18 protein-coding genes are annotated in these 18,590 nt (G+C 66.0%); 13 read left to right on the plus strand and 5 right to left on the minus strand.

Annotation, left to right across the window (positions count from 1 at the left end; genetic code table 11):
- Positions 1–61: 61 nt before the first annotated feature.
- The 3 genes from QX094_RS23325 (at position 62) to QX094_RS23335 (ending at position 4,191) form a co-directional block, all read left to right on the plus strand.
- Positions 62–2,263, plus strand: a complete 2,202-nt coding sequence (locus tag QX094_RS23325) for an amylo-alpha-1,6-glucosidase (protein ID WP_316164325.1) — start codon at positions 62–64, stop codon at positions 2,261–2,263.
- The gene (locus tag QX094_RS23330) at positions 2,260–2,769 is read left to right on the plus strand and encodes a PRC-barrel domain-containing protein (RefSeq protein ID WP_316174691.1); all 510 of its coding nucleotides are present in this window, start codon (positions 2,260–2,262) and stop codon (positions 2,767–2,769) included. The genes QX094_RS23325 and QX094_RS23330 overlap by 4 nt, the downstream gene beginning before the upstream one ends.
- A 96-nt stretch (positions 2,770–2,865) precedes the next feature.
- Complete coding sequence (locus tag QX094_RS23335) at positions 2,866–4,191, plus strand: MFS transporter (protein ID WP_315715696.1); 1,326 nt, start codon at positions 2,866–2,868, stop codon at positions 4,189–4,191.
- 14 nt (positions 4,192–4,205) lie between these two features.
- On the opposite strand, the gene QX094_RS23340 is transcribed toward QX094_RS23335, so the two are convergent.
- From QX094_RS23340 to fixL, 4 genes are all read right to left on the minus strand, one after another.
- Positions 4,206–4,910, minus strand: a complete 705-nt coding sequence (locus QX094_RS23340; protein WP_315715816.1) for a helix-turn-helix domain-containing protein — start codon at positions 4,908–4,910, stop codon at positions 4,206–4,208.
- Between the two features lie 111 nt (positions 4,911–5,021).
- Positions 5,022–5,426 (minus strand): response regulator, encoded by a 405-nt coding sequence (locus tag QX094_RS23345; RefSeq protein ID WP_315715697.1) that lies wholly within the window; start codon positions 5,424–5,426, stop codon positions 5,022–5,024.
- 77 nt (positions 5,427–5,503) lie between these two features.
- Positions 5,504–6,121 carry a response regulator FixJ gene (fixJ, locus tag QX094_RS23350; RefSeq protein WP_315715698.1) on the minus strand — a complete coding sequence of 206 codons (618 nt, stop codon included), beginning with the start codon at positions 6,119–6,121 and terminating at the stop codon, positions 5,504–5,506.
- Entirely contained in the window at positions 6,114–7,637 is a 1,524-nt protein-coding gene (gene fixL, locus QX094_RS23355; protein ID WP_409999224.1) for a sensor protein FixL, read from the minus strand. The genes fixJ and fixL overlap by 8 nt, the downstream gene beginning before the upstream one ends.
- Before the next feature lie 271 nt (positions 7,638–7,908).
- On the opposite strand from fixL, the gene QX094_RS23360 reads away from it, so the two are divergent.
- From QX094_RS23360 to ccoS, 10 genes are all read left to right on the plus strand, one after another.
- On the plus strand, positions 7,909–8,742 hold the full coding sequence (locus tag QX094_RS23360; protein ID WP_316164328.1) for a universal stress protein: 834 nt from the start codon (positions 7,909–7,911) through the stop codon (positions 8,740–8,742).
- A 37-nt stretch (positions 8,743–8,779) separates the two neighbouring features.
- Positions 8,780–9,205 (plus strand): HPP family protein, encoded by a 426-nt coding sequence (locus tag QX094_RS23365; RefSeq protein WP_315715700.1) that lies wholly within the window; start codon positions 8,780–8,782, stop codon positions 9,203–9,205.
- Between the two features lie 215 nt (positions 9,206–9,420).
- The gene (gene ccoN / locus QX094_RS23370) at positions 9,421–11,067 is read left to right on the plus strand and encodes a cytochrome-c oxidase, cbb3-type subunit I (RefSeq protein WP_315715701.1); all 1,647 of its coding nucleotides are present in this window, start codon (positions 9,421–9,423) and stop codon (positions 11,065–11,067) included.
- A 10-nt stretch (positions 11,068–11,077) separates the two neighbouring features.
- Positions 11,078–11,812: a cytochrome-c oxidase, cbb3-type subunit II gene (gene ccoO, locus QX094_RS23375; protein ID WP_316170621.1), complete on the plus strand. Its 735-nt coding sequence runs from the start codon at positions 11,078–11,080 to the stop codon at positions 11,810–11,812.
- Positions 11,813–11,829: 17 nt separating this feature from the next.
- Complete coding sequence (locus tag QX094_RS23380; RefSeq protein ID WP_315715702.1) at positions 11,830–11,994, plus strand: cbb3-type cytochrome c oxidase subunit 3; 165 nt, start codon at positions 11,830–11,832, stop codon at positions 11,992–11,994.
- 6 nt (positions 11,995–12,000) lie between these two features.
- A complete protein-coding gene (gene ccoP / locus QX094_RS23385) occupies positions 12,001–12,873 on the plus strand; it encodes a cytochrome-c oxidase, cbb3-type subunit III (protein ID WP_316164330.1) in 873 nt (290 codons plus the stop codon).
- A 112-nt stretch (positions 12,874–12,985) separates the two neighbouring features.
- Positions 12,986–14,467 carry a cytochrome c oxidase accessory protein CcoG gene (gene ccoG, locus QX094_RS23390; RefSeq protein ID WP_316164331.1) on the plus strand — a complete coding sequence of 494 codons (1,482 nt, stop codon included), beginning with the start codon at positions 12,986–12,988 and terminating at the stop codon, positions 14,465–14,467.
- A 17-nt stretch (positions 14,468–14,484) separates the two neighbouring features.
- Entirely contained in the window at positions 14,485–14,985 is a 501-nt protein-coding gene (locus tag QX094_RS23395) for a FixH family protein (protein WP_315826421.1), read from the plus strand.
- 14 nt (positions 14,986–14,999) lie between these two features.
- Positions 15,000–17,201: a cation-translocating P-type ATPase gene (locus tag QX094_RS23400; RefSeq protein WP_315715706.1), complete on the plus strand. Its 2,202-nt coding sequence runs from the start codon at positions 15,000–15,002 to the stop codon at positions 17,199–17,201.
- Positions 17,192–17,377 (plus strand): cbb3-type cytochrome oxidase assembly protein CcoS, encoded by a 186-nt coding sequence (gene ccoS / locus QX094_RS23405; RefSeq protein WP_315715707.1) that lies wholly within the window; start codon positions 17,192–17,194, stop codon positions 17,375–17,377. The genes QX094_RS23400 and ccoS overlap by 10 nt, the downstream gene beginning before the upstream one ends.
- On the opposite strand, the gene QX094_RS23410 is transcribed toward ccoS, so the two are convergent.
- The gene (locus QX094_RS23410; RefSeq protein ID WP_315715709.1) at positions 17,347–18,576 is read right to left on the minus strand and encodes an MFS transporter; all 1,230 of its coding nucleotides are present in this window, start codon (positions 18,574–18,576) and stop codon (positions 17,347–17,349) included. The genes ccoS and QX094_RS23410 overlap by 31 nt on opposite strands.
- Positions 18,577–18,590: the final 14 nt, after the last annotated feature.

Raw genomic sequence — 18,590 nt, forward strand, 5'->3', positions numbered from 1 at the left:
GGTCGCGTCGAGAATGTGCACTCTCGGTTGTCTGGGCACTTCAACATCGCATGAGGCCAACATGTCCGCCGAAGTCGCAAGCACACTGTCGTTGATCACCCAGACGGACGAGCCTGCCGAGCAGCCGTTCTATATTCCCATGACGGGGCCGGCGTCCCGGCCGCGGCGCTCGCTCAAGCACGACGATACGTTCATCGTCCTCGACGGCCATGGCGACATCGGCGCCTCGGCCGGCGGACCGGACGGTCTCTTCAACGCCGATACGCGCTATCTCGCGCGGCTCGAATTGACGCTGGACGACGTTCAGCCCCTGCTGCTCGGCTCGAGCCTGCGCGACGACAACTCCGCGCTGACCGTCGATCTCACCAATCCCGACATCTACAGCCAGGGCCGCCTGGTGCTGCCGAAGGATATGCTGCACATCGTGCGCACGATCTTTCTCTGGCATGGCACGGCCTATCAGCGCATCGGGCTGCAGAACCATGGCGATCGCCATGCCAGCTTCGATCTCAAGCTGACATTCGACAATGATTTTGCCGACCTTTTCGAGGTGCGAGGCACCGTGCGGCCGCGGCGCGGCATCGGCTCGAGCCGGCTGGTGGAACCGTCCGAGGTGGTCCTGCACTATCGCGGCCTGGACAATGTCCTGCGCACCACCGACGTGAGCTTCGATCCGCGTCCGACGCATCTCACCGTCAATGTCGCAACCTATCATTTCGACCTTGCCCCGCAGGAATCGGCCTCGCTGTTCGTGGCCGTGATGTGCAACGCCAAGGCCGGCGAGCGGCCCCGGCCCTTCTTCCGCAGCCTGCTCGCCCATCGCCGAGAGATGCGCCGATGCACCGTTGGCGCCGCCAGCATCGAGACCTCCAACGACATCCTCAACGAGGTGCTGTGCCAGGCAGCGGCCGATCTGAACATCCTGATGACGGATACGCCGGAGGGGCGTTATCCCTATGCCGGCATTCCCTGGTATTCGACCACATTCGGTCGCGACGGGCTGATCACCGCGATGCAGATGCTGTGGGTCGATCCGCGCATTGCCCGCGGCGTCCTGCGCCGGCTCGCCGTGCATCAGGCGCGCACGACCGATCCGCTGTCCGATGCCGAGCCCGGCAAGATCCTGCACGAGATGCGCGGCGGCGAGATGGCGGCGCTGCGTGAGGTGCCGTTCGGCTGCTATTATGGCAGCGTCGATTCCACGCCGCTGTTCGTGCTGCTCGCCGGGCTCTATATCGAGCGCACCGGCGACATCGACACCCTGAGGGAGCTATGGCCGGCGATCGAGCTGGCGTTGCGCTGGATCGACGGCCCCGGCGATCCCGATCGCGATGGCTTCGTGGAATATCAGCGCGCCTCCGAGCAGGGTCTCGCCAACCAGGGCTGGAAGGACTCCTACGACGCGGTGTTCCATGCCGATGGACGTCTCGCGGAAGGTTACATCGCGCTTGCGGAGGTGCAGGGCTATGTGTTTGCCGGCAAGCAGCTGGCGGCGCGTTGCGCCCGCCGGCTCGGCAAGGCCGAGATGGCGGACCGGCTCCAGGCCGAGGCCGCTGATCTCGCGGAACGGTTCGAGGACGCCTTCTGGTGCGAGGATCTGAACACCTATGCGCTCGCGCTCGACGGCCACAAGCAGCCCTGCCGCGTCCGGACGTCCAACGCCGGGCAGCTGCTGTTCAGCGGCATGGTACGCGAGGATCGCGCCCGCAAGCTTGCCGCCGAACTGCTGCGGCCGCATTTCTTCTCGGGCTGGGGCATCCGCACCGTCGCCTGCGGCGAAGCGCGCTACAATCCGATGTCCTATCACGACGGATCGATCTGGCCGCACGACAACGCGCTGATTGCGCTGGGCCTGTCGCGCTATGGCCTCAAGCATGCGGTCGAGCAGGTGTTCGGCGGCCTGTTCGAAGCCGCGTCCTACATGGATCTGCGCCGGCTGCCGGAGCTGTTCTGCGGCTTCCGGCGCGAAAAGCATCGCGGCCCGACGCTCTATCCGGTGGCCTGCGCGCCGCAGGCCTGGGCCAGCGCGACGCCGTTCACCTTGCTCGAGGCGGCGCTCGGGCTCGAGTTCGACGCCGCGCGCGGCGAGATCCGTCTGCGCAATCCGCGGCTGCCCGCCTTCCTGGACTGGGTGGTGCTGCGCGATCTCAGGCTCGGCAGCTCGACGATCGACCTGCGCATTCGCCGCCATGGCGAGGACATCTCCATGGAGGTGCTGCGGCGGCGCGGTCAGATCCAGGTCTCGCTGGTGCTGGCGCAATGATGGCGTTGAAACCCACTCTCCACCGAGCTGCTTGCGGCTGTCTCGTCACGCTGCCGTTGCTCATCGGTCCGTATGTCGGCGACGGGCATGCGCAGCAGCCGTCGCCGGCACCGCCTGCCAAGGATGCCGCGGCGCCCGCGAAGGAGCCGGCACCGCCGCCCTCGGTCACCATCCTCGGCGCGCGCGATGCGCATGGCGTGCTCGGTCGCGACGTGCGCAGCTCGACCGGCGAGGACATGGGCCACATCGTCGACGTCATCGTCGATTCCACCGGCACGGTGCGAGCCGCGGTGATCGATTTCGGCGGCTTCCTCGGTGTCGGCAGCCGCAAGATCGTGGTCGACTGGACCGCGCTCGACTTCAAGCACATCGCCGAGAAGAGCGACCAGGTCACGCTCGACCTCACCAAGGAGCAGGTGAAGGCCGCGCCCGAATACAAGGAGGACAAGGCCGTCGTCGTGCTCGGCGCGTCCGGCAAGCTGTCACCCTGGGATTTCGATCATTGAGTTGATGTGTGCGATTGCCGGTCCGGCCTGCGCGTGCAGCGGAACACGGTGGGGATGTTCTGTCCCGTCAGCCTCATGAGTTGAGATGTGAGAGCCATGCCGATTGCACGGCCGTCGAGATCGCCTGACCGGGAGCCCGAGCCTGACCGCGCGGCAGAGGCGGGCGCGCGTCCGGATGCCGGGCAGGATCATGGCCAGTCGACTGCGAGACCGGCGCCGTCGCGGCAGAGCCTGCGCGGGCTGGACTGGTTCATCTTCTTCCTGGCCGACGTGCAGACCGGCTTCGGTCCCTTCATCGCGGTCTATCTGACGACGCAGAAATGGACGCAGGCCCAGATCGGCCTAGTGCTGTCGATCGGCGGCATCGTCGGGCTGATCGGGCAGATGCCGGGCGGCGCGATCATCGATGCGGCCAGATCCGAGCGCCGCGTCGCCGGTCTTGCCATCGCGACCATCGGCTGCTGCGCGCTGGCCTATGCCGCTTGGCCGATCTTTCCCGTGGTCGCGGGTGCCGCGACGTTGCATGCGGCGGCGAGCTGCGTGCTGGGCCCTGCGATCGCGGCGATCAGCCTCGGCCTGGTCGGGCCGCGCGGCATGGCGGAGCGGCTCGGCCGCAATGCGCGGTTCGCGTCGCTCGGCAATGGCGTGGCTGCGGCCGTGATGGGCACCTGCGGCTATCTGCTGTCCAGCCGCGCCGTGTTCCTGGTCACCTTCATTCTCGCCTTTCCGACGCTGATCGCGTTGTCGCGCATCCGCGAGCGCGAGATCGACGTCGCGCGGGCGCACGGCCGGGCCCATCACGAGGACAAGGAGGTCGCGCGGCTGTCGAATCTGCTCGGCCTGCTGCGCCAGCGCGCGCTGCTCGTGTTCGCGCTCGGCGTGTTCCTGCTGCAGCTCGCCAATGCGGCGATGCTGCCGCTGATGGCCGGCGTGGTGACGACGAAATCGAGCGAATGGGCGCCGATGCTGATCGCGTTCTGCATCGTGGTGCCGCAGGCGATCGTGGCGCTGACCTCGCCCTCGGTCGGCGCGGTCGCGCAGCAATGGGGCCGCAGGCCGCTGCTGATGCTGGGGTTTGCCGCGCTCGCGATGCGCGGCGCGCTGTTCGCGGTCGTGCACGATCCCTACGTGCTAGTGGCGGTGCAGATCTTCGACGGCGTCACGGCGGCCGTGTTCGCCGTCATGATTCCGCTGACGGTGGCCGACGTCGCCTTCGGCAGCGGGCATTTCAATCTGGCGCAGGGAATCGTCGGGACGGCGTCCGGGATCGGCGGATCGCTGTCCACCGTCGTCGCCGGCTTCGCCAGCGACCGTTACGGCAGCGCCACCGCCTTCATGGGTCTGTCAGGCGTGGCGCTGACGGGTCTTCTCTTGATCGCGCTGCTGATGCCGGAGACCGGGCAGCGCGAGCGCAGGGCGTGAACGGGCAGGGCCGCTCAGGCGTCCATGCTGCGCAGGCGCTGACGGTTGCGCAGCACGATCTGGCGGGCACCGGAGAAGCCGAGAACGCCCTGGCTGTGCAACTGCGACAGCGCGCGCGACACGGTCTCCAGGGTCAGGCCGAGATAGTCGCCGATATCGCGGCGGCACATCGGCAGCGCCATCATGCCGGCGACGGCGAGGCGGCGGTCCATCTCGAGCAGGAAGGTCGCGACGCGCTCCATCGCAGTCTTGCGTCCCAGCAGCAGCATGTGGTCCTCGGCATGGCGGAGATCGCCGGCCGTCATGGTCCAGAGCTTGCGGGCGACCGCGACGTCGACGCCTGCTGCCTGTTCGAGGCTGCGGCGCTTCACCAGGCGCACGGTGGTATCGATGATGGCCTCGGCGGCGAGGCGATGCATGGAGCCGAATTCGAGGCCGAAAACGTCACCGGGAAGATGGAAGGCGCCGATCTGGCGGCGGCCGTCGGAGAGCAGCTTGTAGCTGCGAACCGCGCCGGAGATCACCTGGTAGACGTACTCGGCCGGCTCGTCCTCGCCATAGATCTCCTCGTCCTTCTTGTAGGAGAACTCGCTGGCGATGAGCCCGGCATGGCCGGTGATCTCGGCAAAGGGATTGGCGGCAGGAGAGACGACAGGAGAGGGGACGGCGTGGGGGGCGTTGGTGCTGACGACCGAATTGGTAATCGACTGATTGAGCATGACCATCTCCTTGCGGCGGATGGCGATGTGGTACACGGCGGCTCCCGTTAAGGACATTTCGGCCGTTATCTTAAGGGGGGTTCCTTACGTAGATATACGTAGCCGGCCCGCTCAGGAGACGCGCTGGGCGGTACCCGAATGGTCGTTGGCGATCGCCTTGCGGATCCGCTTCACCAGATTGTCGTCGAGCAGCGGCTTGAGCAGGAAATCCTGGATCCCGACGGCCGCCGCGCGCGCCGCAAGCCGGTCATCGTAGTGCCCCGTGATCAGCACCACCGGCGCGGTCGCCCCCTGCTTGCGCAACCGTTCGGCGAGCTCGACGCCGTTGATCTCCGGCATCTTGTAGTCGACCACGAAGCAGTCGACGGGCGCGTGGTCCGAGGCCTTGAGCAGCGCGGTGCCGCTGCGAAACGTGCGCACGTCGAAGCCATCGGCCTCCAGCAGGAAGCGCAGCGAGCCGAGGACGTCAGCATCGTCGTCGGCTACGTAGACCGTAGGTTTTGTGTGAGCCGACATCGCACGTGCCGCGAGAATGTGATGTTGAACCGAGGCGCAAGATAACACTCGATTCTGTCAAGGTAGCTTGATCTAGCTCAATCCTTCAGCGCGCCTGCGCGCATCGCCAGACGCACCAGCTCGGAGAGGCTGTTCGCTCCCATCTTGGTCATCACGTTGGCCCTGTAGACCTCGATGGTGCGCGGACTGATGTCGTATTCGCGCGCGATCAGCTTGTTGGAGAGACCGGCCATCAGTCCATCCATTACCTGGCGCTCCCGGGGGCTCAGGCTGGCGACGCGGGCCAGGATGTCCTGCGTGACCGATTCGTTCTTCGCGGCCGGCTCGGCCTGCTGGATTGCCGTTTCGATCATGGCGACCAGTCGCTCGTCCTCGAACGGCTTCTCCAGAAAATCGACCGCGCCGAGCTTCATCGCCTCGACCGCGAGCGGCACGTCGCCATGGCCGGTCATCACCAGGATCGGAAAGCTGCTGCCGGCGGCCTTCATGCGCTTGAGCAGCTCGATGCCGTCGATGCCGGGCATCCGCACGTCCGAGACGACGCAGCCGAAAGGGAGCATCGGCAGTCGGCCGAGAAAGACCTCCGCGTTCTCGAACAGCGTGACGTCAAAGCCTGATGAATCGAGCAGGAAGTTGAGCGAATCCCGCATCGCCTCGTCGTCGTCGATCACATAGACCTTGGCCCGTTCAGCCATCGTGCTCAACCTTGGTGGAGGCCGCGGGCAGGGTGAAGCGGAACGTCGCGCCTCCCGCTTCGTTGTTCTCGGCCCACATGCGCCCGCCATGGGCCTCGATGATGGACCGGCTGATCGAGAGGCCGACTCCCATTCCGGTGTCCTTGGTGGTGAAGAAGGTCTTGAAGAGATTGGGCATGACGTCGTCGTGGAATCCCGTTCCGGTGTCGGACACCGAGACCTCGATCAAGTCGTCGCTGAGTCTGCAATTTGTCGCACTGAGCTCGCGGCGTTCGGAATGAGACATCGCCTCGAGTCCATTGCGGAACAGATTGACCAGGACCTGCTGGATCTGGACCCGGTCGGCGAGCACGAGATCGGCCTCCGGATTGAGTTGGAAGCGCAACTGGACGTTCTGCTCGCGGGCGCCGGAAAGGCCGAGGGCGCCGGCTTCCTCGATCAGCTTCGACAGGCTCTCGACCCGCTTCTCCGATTCGCCGCGCGAGACGAAATCGCGCAGACGGCGGATGATCTGGCCGGCGCGAATCGCCTGCTCGGCGGCGCGGTCCATCGCGCTCTCGATCTTGGGCGTGTTCGGATCACTGCTGCCGGCCAGCAGCCGGCGCGAGCCTTTCATGTAATTGCTGATCGCGGCGAGCGGCTGGTTGAGCTCATGCGCCAGCGCCGAGGCCATCTCGCCCATGGCGCTGAGGCGCGACACGTGGACCAGTTCCGACTGCAGTTCCCGCAGCCGTGCCTGGGTCTGCTGGTGCTCGGTGAGATCATGGGCGAAGCCGGTGAAATAGGGCTTGCCGCCGGACTGCATCTCGCCGATCGACAGATGCATCGGGAATGTCGTGCCGTCGCGGCGGCGGCCGGTCACGATGCGGCCGATGCCGATGATGCGGCGCTCGCGGCTGGCATGGTAGCGGGTGAGGTAGCCGGCATGGCGCGAGCGGTCCGGCTCGGGCATCAATTCGCTGACGTCAAGGCCGACCGCTTCTGCCTCGGTGAGGCCGAACATCCGCTCCGCCGCGGAGCTGAAGAACTGGATCGTGCCGCTGCCGTCGATCACGATCATCGCGTCCGGCACGGTGTCCAGGATCGAGCGGAAATGCTGCTCGCGCAGCCGCAGCGTCTCCTCCAGCCGCTTCTCCTGGTCGATGTCGAGGGCGATGCCGCGCAGATGATGCGGCGCGCCGGCCTCGTCGGGGACCACGCCGGCAAGCACGCGAATCCAGTGGCCGCCGCCGGACACCTTGAACGACATGTCGAACCCGGTGCTCCGATGGCGCGAATCCTCGATCGCCGCCTCGACCGGCGCGCGATCCTCGGGCGCGAGCAGCGCCAGGAAGGACCCGTAGGTCACCGGCTGATCGGCCGCCACGCCGAACAGCTTCCGCGTCGTCACCGACCAGTAGAACTCGCCCGAGGCCAGATCGAGATCCCACGCGCCGAAGCCCAGCCTCCGAGCGTCCTCGGGAGCGTCGTCGAGCCTGGCGGATGCATCCGGGAAGGGGTGGGTGAAGTCGCGCAATTCGAGGCCTTTGATCGATTCGCCGTTGTCCGATTCGCCGTTGCCGCCGCGGCCGGGAGGCCGACCACCGCGGTATCCTATACCAGATTGCGCCCCTGCAACCCGGCCCGACTTAAACTTTGGTTCGACAATTCAAGGCTTTCTCCGATCCTGGGCCGGGTTCCAACGGTGTCCTGCCGCCCGTGCTTCACCGCCGCACCTTGATCTATCTCATCACGGCAGGTGATTTCACCTCTAAGAGCTGCATGGAAGCAATGTTTGGAGAGGCGGGATGACGTTCGCGACTGTCATGGTGAGCCTTGCGCTCAGTCAGCCGAATGAGGCCCGCCTTCAGGTCGCGGCCGACTTGGCGGCGCGCTTTGACGCAGGTGTCATCGGCGTGGCGGCCGCGGAATTCGCGCCGCCGCTGTATTTCACGACCGGCGAGCAGGCGCAGGATCTGATCGAGCAGGGTGAGGCCGCGCTGCGGAATCGACTGGCCGAGCTCGAGCAGCAGTTCCGCACCGCAGTGGGTGACCGGGCTGCGTCGTTGAGCTGGCGCAGCGCCGTGGATTTCCCCGCGCGCTACGTGCTGGCGCAGGCCCGTGCCGCCGACATTCTCGTCACCGGCGGCGTGCCGCCCGGGGTGTCCGATGCGTTCGCGGTGGCCAATCCCAAGGATCTCGTCATGCAGGCCGGGCGCCCGCTGCTCGTGGTGCCGGACAACGTCAGCAGCCTCGATCTCGGGACCGTGCTGGTGGCCTGGAAGGAGACACCGGAGGCGCGCCGCGCTTTGACCGATGCCCTGCCGCTGCTCGCCAAGGCGAGCGGCGTCGTGGTCGCCGAGATCCCGGAGACCGCCTCGGAATATGACGCCTGCGCGGCGCGTCTTGCGGACGTCGTCGCATGGCTCGGCCGTCACAAGATCGTCGCATCGGCGCGCGTCGCGGAGCCGGGGCAGGGGCGCAACGTTGCGGCTACGCTCGACGCCGTCGCCACCGATGTTTCGGCCGGTCTCGTCGTGGCGGGCGCCTATGGCCATTCCCGATTCCGCGAGCTCGTGCTCGGCGGGGTCACCGAGCATCTGATGACGCGCAGCGAGCGTTGTGTTCTGCTGTCGCACTGAAATTCGACCCGCTCCATTCGAGAACAGGATTGCCGCCTTGTACAGATTTCTCGAGGAAACCGCCGGCAACTACATGACGCGGAACGTCACGACCGTGACCCGGGAGACGACGATCCGCGAGCTCGGCGAGATGTTCGACCGCGACGATTTCAACACCTACCCCGTCGTCGAGAACGACGAGGTGATCGGCATCGTCACCAAGTTCGACGTGCTGAAATGCTTTGCCTTCACGCCGAATCAGATGCTGCCGCGCTACAGCGACCTGATGAACCGGACGGTCGCCGACGTGATGACGTCCGAGTTCATCTACGTCAGGCCGGATACGAAGCTGACGCGCGTGCTGCAACTGATGGTCGAGCATCGCATCCGCAGCCTTCCCGTGACCGATGCCGACAACCGCGTGGTCGGGATCGTGGCGCGCGAGGACATCGTGCGAGCGCTGGCGGCTGCCGCCAAGGATTGAGCGCGGCGCGCTGAGTCCGAAGCCTGCTACGAACGTCTAATGACGGCCGGCATGCATCGCTGCATGCCGGCCGTCGCCGTGTCTGCGAGCGAAACCGCGTCGTCGTGCAACACTCTGCCTGTTTACCGGCGAACTGGTCGCAAAGTTGATTTCGATCAATTCCACGTGTGAACGATTGTGGTTGCTGGGCTCGTGTTCTTTCAGCGAGATTCCGCATGAGCGCGTCCTCATCCACAAAATCCATGACCATCGGCGAAAGTGGCTTGTCGCTCACTTTTGCCGTCACCGCCTTCCTGTGCGTCTTCGCTGCGGCGAAGGCACTGGATACGGCCTTCGCGTTCCACGCCTCGCTCGCGGCTGCCGCCAGCGCGGCGTCCGTCTTCTTCATCCTCAACCGCTACTTCGAGCGCCGCGAGCTGCCTCCGCAGGAGATCAATGGTCGGCCGAACTACAATCTCGGTCCGATCAAGTTCGCCTCGTTCATGTCGATGTTCTGGGGCATCGCCGGCTTCACGGTCGGCCTCATCATCGCCTCGCAACTGGCCTGGCCCGCGCTGAACTTCGACCTGCCATGGACCAGCTTCGGCCGCCTGCGGCCGCTGCATACCTCGGCGGTGATCTTCGCCTTCGGCGGCAACGTGCTGCTGGCGACGTCGTTCTACGTCGTGCAGCGGACCTGCCGCGTGCGTCTCGCCGGTGATCTCGCGCCCTGGTTCGTGGTGATCGGCTACAACTTCTTCATCCTGATCGCGGGCACGGGCTATCTGCTCGGTGTCACCGAGGGCAAGGAGTATGCCGAGCCCGAATGGTACTCGGATCTTTGGCTGACGATCGTCTGGGTGGTCTACCTGCTGGTCTTCCTGACGACGATCATCAAGCGCAAGGAGCCGCACATCTTCGTGGCGAACTGGTTCTATCTTGCCTTCATCGTCACGATCGCGGTTCTGCACCTCGGCAACAATCCGGCGCTTCCGGTGTCGCTGTTCGGCTCCAAGTCCTACATCGCCTGGGGTGGCGTGCAGGATGCGATGTTCCAGTGGTGGTACGGCCACAACGCGGTCGGCTTCTTCCTGACCGCCGGCTTCCTGGCCATCATGTACTACTTCATCCCGAAGCGGGCTGAGCGTCCGATCTACTCGTATCGGCTGTCGATCATCCACTTCTGGGCGCTGATCTTCCTCTACATCTGGGCCGGCCCGCACCATCTGCACTATACGGCGCTGCCGGACTGGACGCAGACCCTGGGCATGACCTTCTCGATCATGCTGTGGATGCCCTCCTGGGGCGGCATGATCAACGGCCTGATGACCCTGTCGGGAGCGTGGGACAAGCTGCGGACGGACCCCGTGCTGCGCATGCTGGTCGTCTCGGTCGCCTTCTACGGCATGTCGACCTTCGAAGGTCCGATGATGTCGATCAAGGTGGTCAACTCGCTCAGCCACTACACCGACTGGACCATCGGTCACGTGCACTCCGGTGCGCTCGGCTGGGTCGGCTTCGTCTCCTTCGGCGCGCTGTACTGCCTGGTGCCGTGGATCTGGAACCGCAAGGGTCTCTATAGCCTCAAGCTCGTGAACTGGCACTTCTGGACGGCCACGCTGGGCATCGTGCTCTACATCTCCGCGATGTGGGTCTCGGGCATCCTGCAGGGCCTGATGTGGCGGTCCTACACGGCGCTCGGCTTCCTCGAATACTCGTTCATCGAGACCGTCGAGGCGATGCACCCCTTCTACATCATCCGTGCCGCTGGTGGCGCACTGTTCCTGATCGGCTCACTCATCATGGCCTACAATCTCTGGATGACGGTCCGTGTCGGTGAGGAAGAAGTTCAGTCGCCCGTCGCCCTTCAGCCGGCGGAGTGAGGTATCAACCATGTCTTTCTGGCAACGACACCAAGTCTTCGAGAAGAACTCGATCATCCTGGTCATCGGCATCCTGCTGGTGATCGCGATCGGCGGCCTCGTCGAGATCACTCCGCTCTTCTACCTGAAGAGCACGATCGAGGCGGTCGACGGCGTGCGTCCCTATACGCCGCTCGAGCTGGCCGGCCGCAACATCTACGTCCGCGAGGGCTGCTATCTCTGCCATTCGCAGATGGTTCGTCCGCTGCGCGACGAAGTGGAACGCTACGGCCACTTCTCGCTCGCCGCGGAGAGCATGTACGACCATCCGTTCCAGTGGGGCTCCAAGCGTACGGGTCCTGACCTCGCCCGCGTCGGCAACAAGTACTCCGACGACTGGCATGTCACCCACCTGACCAACCCGCGCGCCATCGTCCCGCAGTCGATCATGCCCGGCTATCCCTTCCTGAAGGAGGCCGAGCTGAACGCCGACAACGTCGCCGATCACCTGAAGACGCTGCGGGCGGTGGGTGTGCCCTACACCGACGACCAGATCGCCAACGCCGCCGCCGACCTCAAGGCGCAGGTCGATCCGGATGGTGCCGGTGCCGAGGCGCTCACCAAACGCTATCCGAAGGCGGTGGTGCGCAACTTCGACGGCAAGGCGGGTGCGCCGACCGAGATGGATGCGCTGGTAGCGTACCTGCAAATGCTCGGCACCTTGGTCGACTTCAAGATCTACAACGAAAAAGCCAATCTGCGCTGAGATCAGAGGCGAACATCATGAAGCCCATCATTGCAGTCGAAAACATCGCGTCGTCACTCGTGACGACGCTGTGGACCCCGATCTTCGTCGCGATCTTCATCGCGATCGTGACCTATGCCCTCTGGCCTCGCAACAAGGCCGCTTTCGACGAGGCGGCGAGCATGCCGTTGCGGGAGGATTAATTCATCATGGCTGACCATACCGAAGTCGACAGTGTCTCCGGCACCCCCACCACCGGCCACGCCTGGGACGGCATCAAGGAGCTCAACACCCCGCTGCCGCGGTGGTGGGTGATCACCTTCTACATCACCATCGTCTGGGCGATCGGCTACTGGATCGTGTATCCGGCCTGGCCGACCATCTCCAGCAACACTCAGGGCCTGTTCGGCTACTCGTCCCGTGCGGACGTGGGGGTCGAGCTTGCCAATCTCGAGAAGATCCGCGGCGCCAAGATGGCGGCGCTCGCGACCGCCTCGCTCGCCGACATCGAGAAGGATCCGGCGATGCTGGCCCTGGCGCGTGCCAAGGGCAAGACCGTGTTCGGCGACAACTGCGCCGCCTGCCACGGGACCGGCGCGGCCGGCGCCAAGGGCTTCCCGAACCTGAACGACGACGATTGGCTGTGGGGCGGCTCGCTGGAGCAGATCCAGCAGACCCTGCTGTACGGCGTGCGCTCGGGTCACCCGAAGACGCGCGAGGGCCAGATGCTCGCCTTCGGCAAGGACGGTGTCCTGAAGCCGGCGGAGATCGTCACGGTCGCCAACTACGTCCGCGAGCTGGCGGGCCTGCCGACCCGGCCGGGTTATGACGCCAAGGCCGGCGCCAAGGTCTTCGCCGAGAACTGCGTGGCCTGCCATGGCGACAACGCCAAGGGCAATCCGGAGCTCGGCGCGCCGAACCTCACGGACAAGATCTGGCTGTACGGCTCCGACGAGGCGACCTTGATCGAGACCATCACCAATGGTCGCGCCGGTGTCATGCCGGCCTGGGAGGGCCGTCTCGACCCGACCACGATCAAGGCGATGGCGGTCTATGTCCACTCGCTCGGTGGCGGAAAGTAACGGAAATCCAACGGAACTTTCCCTTCGATTGAGCTGGATCAACTGAGCGGCCGGAGGTGGACATACCTTCGGCCGCAACTGCGAGAAGACCCCCAGCCATGATCCGCCAGCCATGAACCAGACGGTAAGACCGGACGACCTGAAGCCTCAGGACCTGCAGCCCGTGGACGATTACGGTCCGCTCTATGCTGCGCACAAGAAGGTCTATCCGCAGAGCGTCTCGGGCACTTTCCGCCGGATCAAATGGGGCCTGATGGGCTTCTGCCTCGGCGTCTATTATTTCCTGCCGTTCGTGCGCTGGAATCGCGGCCTCGGCGCGCCCGACCAGGCGGTGCTGATCGACTTCTCGAACCACCGCTTCTATTTCTTCTTCATCGAGCTGTGGCCGCAGGAGGTGTACTACTTCACCGGCCTCCTGATCATCGCCGCCATCGGCCTGTTCCTGATGAACGCGATCGGCGGCCGTATCTGGTGCGGCTATCTGTGCCCTCAGACGGTGTGGACCGACCTGTTCTATGCCGTCGAGCGCCTGATCGAGGGTGACCGGCGGGAGCGCATGAAGAAGGATGCCTCCGGCGACCCGATGAAGCTGGAGCGGATTTCGGAGCTCGTGCTCAAGCATTCGATCTGGCTGATGATCGCGTGGTGGACCGGCGGCGCCTGGGTGCTGTATTTCAGCGATGCGCCGACGCTCGTGAAGGATCTCATCACCTTCCAGGGGCCGATGCTCGCCTATGTCTGGATCGCGATCCTGACCGCGACGACCTACACGCTCGCCGGCTTCATGCGCGAGCAGGTCTGCGTTTATATGTGCCCGTGGCCGCGCATCCAGGCGGCGCTGACCGACGAATGGGCGCTCAACGTCACCTACCGCTATGACCGCGGCGAGAGCCGCATGTCGGTCAAGAAGGCCGCCGAATTGCGCGCGCTCGGCCAGCCGGCCGGCGACTGCATCGATTGCAAGCAATGCGTGGCGGTATGCCCGACCGGCATCGACATCCGCGACGGCGCCCAGATGGATTGCATCCAGTGCGGCCTCTGCATCGACGCCTGCGATACCGTCATGACCAAGATCGGCCGCCCGACGCGGCTGATCGGCTATGACAACGACATCAACATCCATCGTCGACAGGAAGGCAAGCCGCCGATCTACAAGCTCGTGCGCCCGCGGACCATCGTCTATGCCGCGATCATCGCCGTGGTCGGCGGCGCCATGGTCTACAAGCTCGCGACCCGGTCGCTGCTCGAGGTTAACGTGCTGCACGATCGCAATCCGATCGCGATCAAGCTGTCCGACGGCTCGATCCGCAATGCCTATACGGTGCGCGTCCTCAACAAGCACGGCTTCGATCGCGTCATCGCCATCGACATCGAGGGGCCTGCCAATTCGACCGTCCACGTCGTCGGTGCGGATTCGGTGACGCCGGACCGGCCGATGATCGTGATCGGGCGCGACCAGACCGAGGAGCTGCGCCTCCTGGTGACCGCTCCCGAGGAGAACAATCCCGCGAAGTCCATCCCAGTGAAGTTCCATGTGACGGATATCGGTCTCGGCGTCGTCGCCTCCGCCACCGACAATTTCGTCAGCCCGTAGAGCTAAGGAGCCTGTCAATGGCCAGCCGTTCCAATCCTTCTTTCCAGCTGACCGGAGGCATGGTGCTCGCGATGCTCCTCGCCTTCTTCGGGACCGTGATCGGCGTCAACGTCTACATGATGAAGATGGCGATCTCGACCCTGCCGGGCACCGAGGTCGACAGCGCCTACAGCGCCAGCCTCGGCTACGAGAAGGAGATCGCGGCGGCGCGCGCCCAGGAGGCGCGGCGGTGGCAGGTCGAGGCGCATATCGAGCGTGGCGCCGGCGGCGCCGCCATCCTGCAGGTCAACGCGCGCGACGCGAGCGGCAATCCCGTCTCGGGCCTGACCTTCCAGGGCCGGCTCGAGCGTCCCGCCGACAAGCGCGCCGATCAGGACGTCGCCCTCGCCGAGGTCGGCATCGGCATCTATCGCGGCACGGCGGAGGCGATCGCGCCGGGCCAGTGGGACCTCGTGCTCGAAGGTGATTCCAGCGGCCGCCGCCTGTTCATGTCGAAGAACCGCGTGCTGCTGAACTGAAGGGACTTCCGATCATGCATGTGACGCGTGACTTCTCCCATTACGTCAAGGATCTCGGCGCCGGCCTGAAGCACATCGACCTCGCGGTCGAGGGTGTCAGCTGCGCCGGCTGCATGGCCAAGATCGAGCGCGGCCTCTCGGCACTGCCCGACGTGACGCTCGCGCGGGTCAACCTGACCGACCGCCGCGTCGCGCTGGAATGGAAGCAGGGCACGCTCGATCCGGCCAAGTTCATCGACCGCCTCGCCGAGCTCGGCTACAAGGCCTATCCGTTCGAGAAGGCAAGCGCCGAGGCCACCGAGGCCGAGGAATCGCGCTTCCTGCTGCGCTGTCTCGGCGTCGCCGCGTTCGCGACCATGAACGTGATGATGCTGTCGATCCCGGTGTGGTCCGGCAATGTCAGCGACATGCTGCCGGAGCAGCGCGACTTCTTCCACTGGCTGTCGGCCGTCATCGCATTGCCGGCCGCGGCCTATGCCGGCCAGCCGTTCTTCCGTTCGGCATGGCGCGCGCTCAAGAGCGGCAACGTCAACATGGACGTGCCGATCTGCATCGGCGTGATCCTGGCGCTGGGCATGTCGGTCGTCGAGACCTTCCACCACGCCGAGCACGCCTATTTCGACGCCGCGATCATGCTGCTGACCTTCCTGCTGGTCGGCCGCTATCTCGACCAGAACATGCGGCGGCGGACTCGCGCCGTCGCCGGCAATCTCGCCGCGCTGAAGGCGGAGACCGCGACCAAGTTCATCGGCCCCGACGAGATTTCGGAGGTACCGGTCGCCGCCGTTCGCGCCGGCGATCTCGTGCTGCTGCGGCCCGGCGAGCGCTGCGCTGTCGACGGCGTCGTGGTCGAGGGCCGCTCCGAGATCGACCAGAGCCTGATCACCGGCGAGACGCTGTACGTGCCGGCCGAGCAGGGCACCGCGGTCTATGCCGGTTCGCTCAACATTTCCGGCACGCTGCGCGTCCGGGTGTCGGCCGCGGCCGAGGGCACCTTGCTCGCCGAGATCACGCGCCTGCTCGACAACGCGCTGCAGGCCCGCTCGCGCTACATGCGCCTCGCCGACCGCGCCTCGCGGCTGTATGCGCCGGTGGTGCATGCGACCGCTGCGCTCACCGTGCTCGGCTGGGTGCTGATGGGCGCGAGCTGGCACGACGCCATCGTCACCGGCATCGCCGTGCTGATCATCACCTGCCCCTGCGCCCTCGGGCTCGCGATTCCCACCGTGCAGACCGTGGCGTCGGGCGCGATGTTCAAGTCCGGCGTGCTGCTCAATGCGGGCGATGCGATCGAGCGCCTCGCCGAGGCCGATCACGTCATCTTCGACAAGACCGGCACCTTGACGCTGCCGGAGCTCGAGGTCGTCAACGCCGCCGACATCCCTGCAGATGTGTTCGCGCTGGCCGGCCAGCTAGCGCTGTCGAGCCATCATCCGGTGGCCGCGGCGGTGGCCCAGGCCGCCAATGCGCGGTCGCCGCTGATGGGCGCGGTCGAGGAGCCGGGCCAGGGTGTCCGCGCCGTCGTTGACGGCGTCGAGATCAGGCTGGGACGTCCAACCTTCTGCGGCGCCGAGGCGCTGGTTGCGCAGACCGGCAGCGTCGATCCCGAGGCCTCGGTGGTGGCCTTCAGCCGCGGCGACAGCAAGTACCTGTTCTCGGTGCGGCAGGGCTTGCGCCCCGACGCCGCCAAGATCGTCGCCGGCCTGCAGCGGCGCGGCATCAAGGTCGAGATCCTCTCGGGCGATCGCGAGGCGGCGGTGGCTGCGGCCGCCAAGGCGCTCGGCATCGGCGAGTGGCGCGCCGGCGTCACGCCGGCCGACAAGATCGCGCGCATCGAGGAGCTGAAGCGCGCGGGCGTCAAGGTCATGATGGTCGGCGACGGCATGAACGACGCGCCGTCGCTCGCCGCCGCGCACGTCTCGATGTCGCCGATCTCGGCCGCGCATCTGAGCCAGGCCACCGCCGATCTCGTCTTCCTCGGTCGTCCCCTGGCGCCGGTGCTGGCCGCGATCGACTACGCGCGCAAGGCGCTGCATCTGATGCGGCAGAATCTGTGGCTCGCAGTCGGCTATAACGCCCTGGCGGTGCCGCTTGCGATCAGCGGCGTCGTCACCCCGCTGATCGCGGCAGCCGCGATGTCCGGCTCGTCGATCATCGTCATGCTGAATGCGCTGCGTGCCCGCAAGGTGGCCGGGGAGGCCGCGTCATGGAAGTGATGATCATTCTCGTCCCGCTCGCTCTGGCGCTCGGCCTTGCCGGCCTGGTCGGCTTTCTCTGGTCGCTGAAGAGCGGCCAGTATGAGGATCTCGAAGGGGCGGCCTGGCGCGCCATCGCCGACGACGATGAGCAGGCCCCGCCGGCTCAGCCCGAGGCCGCGCCGAGCCGGTCCTGAACGCCTGGCAGCGTCATCCGACGCGCCAGGTATCCCGCGACCGCGAGCGCGGCGGCGATGCCTGCCACGCAAGCCGTCCAGCCGAACCGGTCGAACAACTGGCCGAGCACGGCCGTTCCGATGATGCCGCCGGCGAAATAGCTGGCGAGGTAAAGACCGCTTGCAACGCCCTGATCGTGGGCGGCGGTCTTTCCGACGAAACCTGTGGTCACGGCCTGGGCGAAGAACGTGCCCGCTCCGACCAGCACCATGCCGGCGAGCACCGCCCCGAGCTGTGACGACAGCATCAGGACGAGGCCGAGGCCTGCGGTTGCGAGTGCGCCCCAGATCGCGCCCTGTGTGCCAATCCTTGCGACCGTCCGGCCGGCGAGCAGCGTGGTGACGATCGAGGGCAGGAAGACGAAATACACCAGTCCGACCTCCATCATGCCGAGCGACAGCGGCGGTCGCACCAGCACGAAGTTCACGAAGGTGAAGGCGCCGATGAAGGCGAACAGGACGCAGAAGCCGACGCCGAAGGCCGCGCGCAGCCGGCGGTCGCGCAGGTGATCGGCGATGGCCCCGCCGCGCAGCCGCATCGTTCCCTGCGCACGCATGGCCGCGCCTCCGACCGCGAATGCGGCGAGAAGGGCGCCGCAGACATTGAGCGCGGCGAAGACGTAGAAGGTCGGCTTGAGGCCCAGGGCACCGGTGAGACCGGCCGAGAGCAGGCGCCCGACCAGATTGCTGGCGACGTTGCCGGTGATATAGGCCGCGAAGGCGCCGCCGGCCTCGCTGGCGGTGCACTGCTCGCCGAGATAGGCAAGGGTGAGGGCGAACGCCGAGGCCATGCACAGGCCCTGCAGGATGCGCAAGCCTGCGAACACCGTCAGGTCGGGCGCGCTGCCGAGCAAGGCGGTGAAGCCGGCGAGCAGGGCAAGGCTGGCGACGATGCCGATCCGGCGATCGATCAGCGGGCTGAGCAGGCCGATGACCAGGCTCGCGATCGCCATTCCCAGCGTGCAGGCGTTGACGGCAAGCCCCATCTCGGCCGCGCTGACCTGATAGTAGCGCGCGAGGACCGGCAGCATCGCCTGCGCCGCGAACAGATCGACGAGGCTGAAAAAGGCGAGCAGGCCGACCAGGACCGCGCGCCGCGCCGCCCTTCGTGCATTCACATCGGCGGCTCCAATCGGCAACCGTGCGGACAGATCCGTCATGGCAATCTCCTCGG

The sequence above is a fragment of the Bradyrhizobium sp. SZCCHNS1050 genome (genome assembly GCF_032484785.1).
Lineage (GTDB): Bacteria > Pseudomonadota > Alphaproteobacteria > Rhizobiales > Xanthobacteraceae > Bradyrhizobium.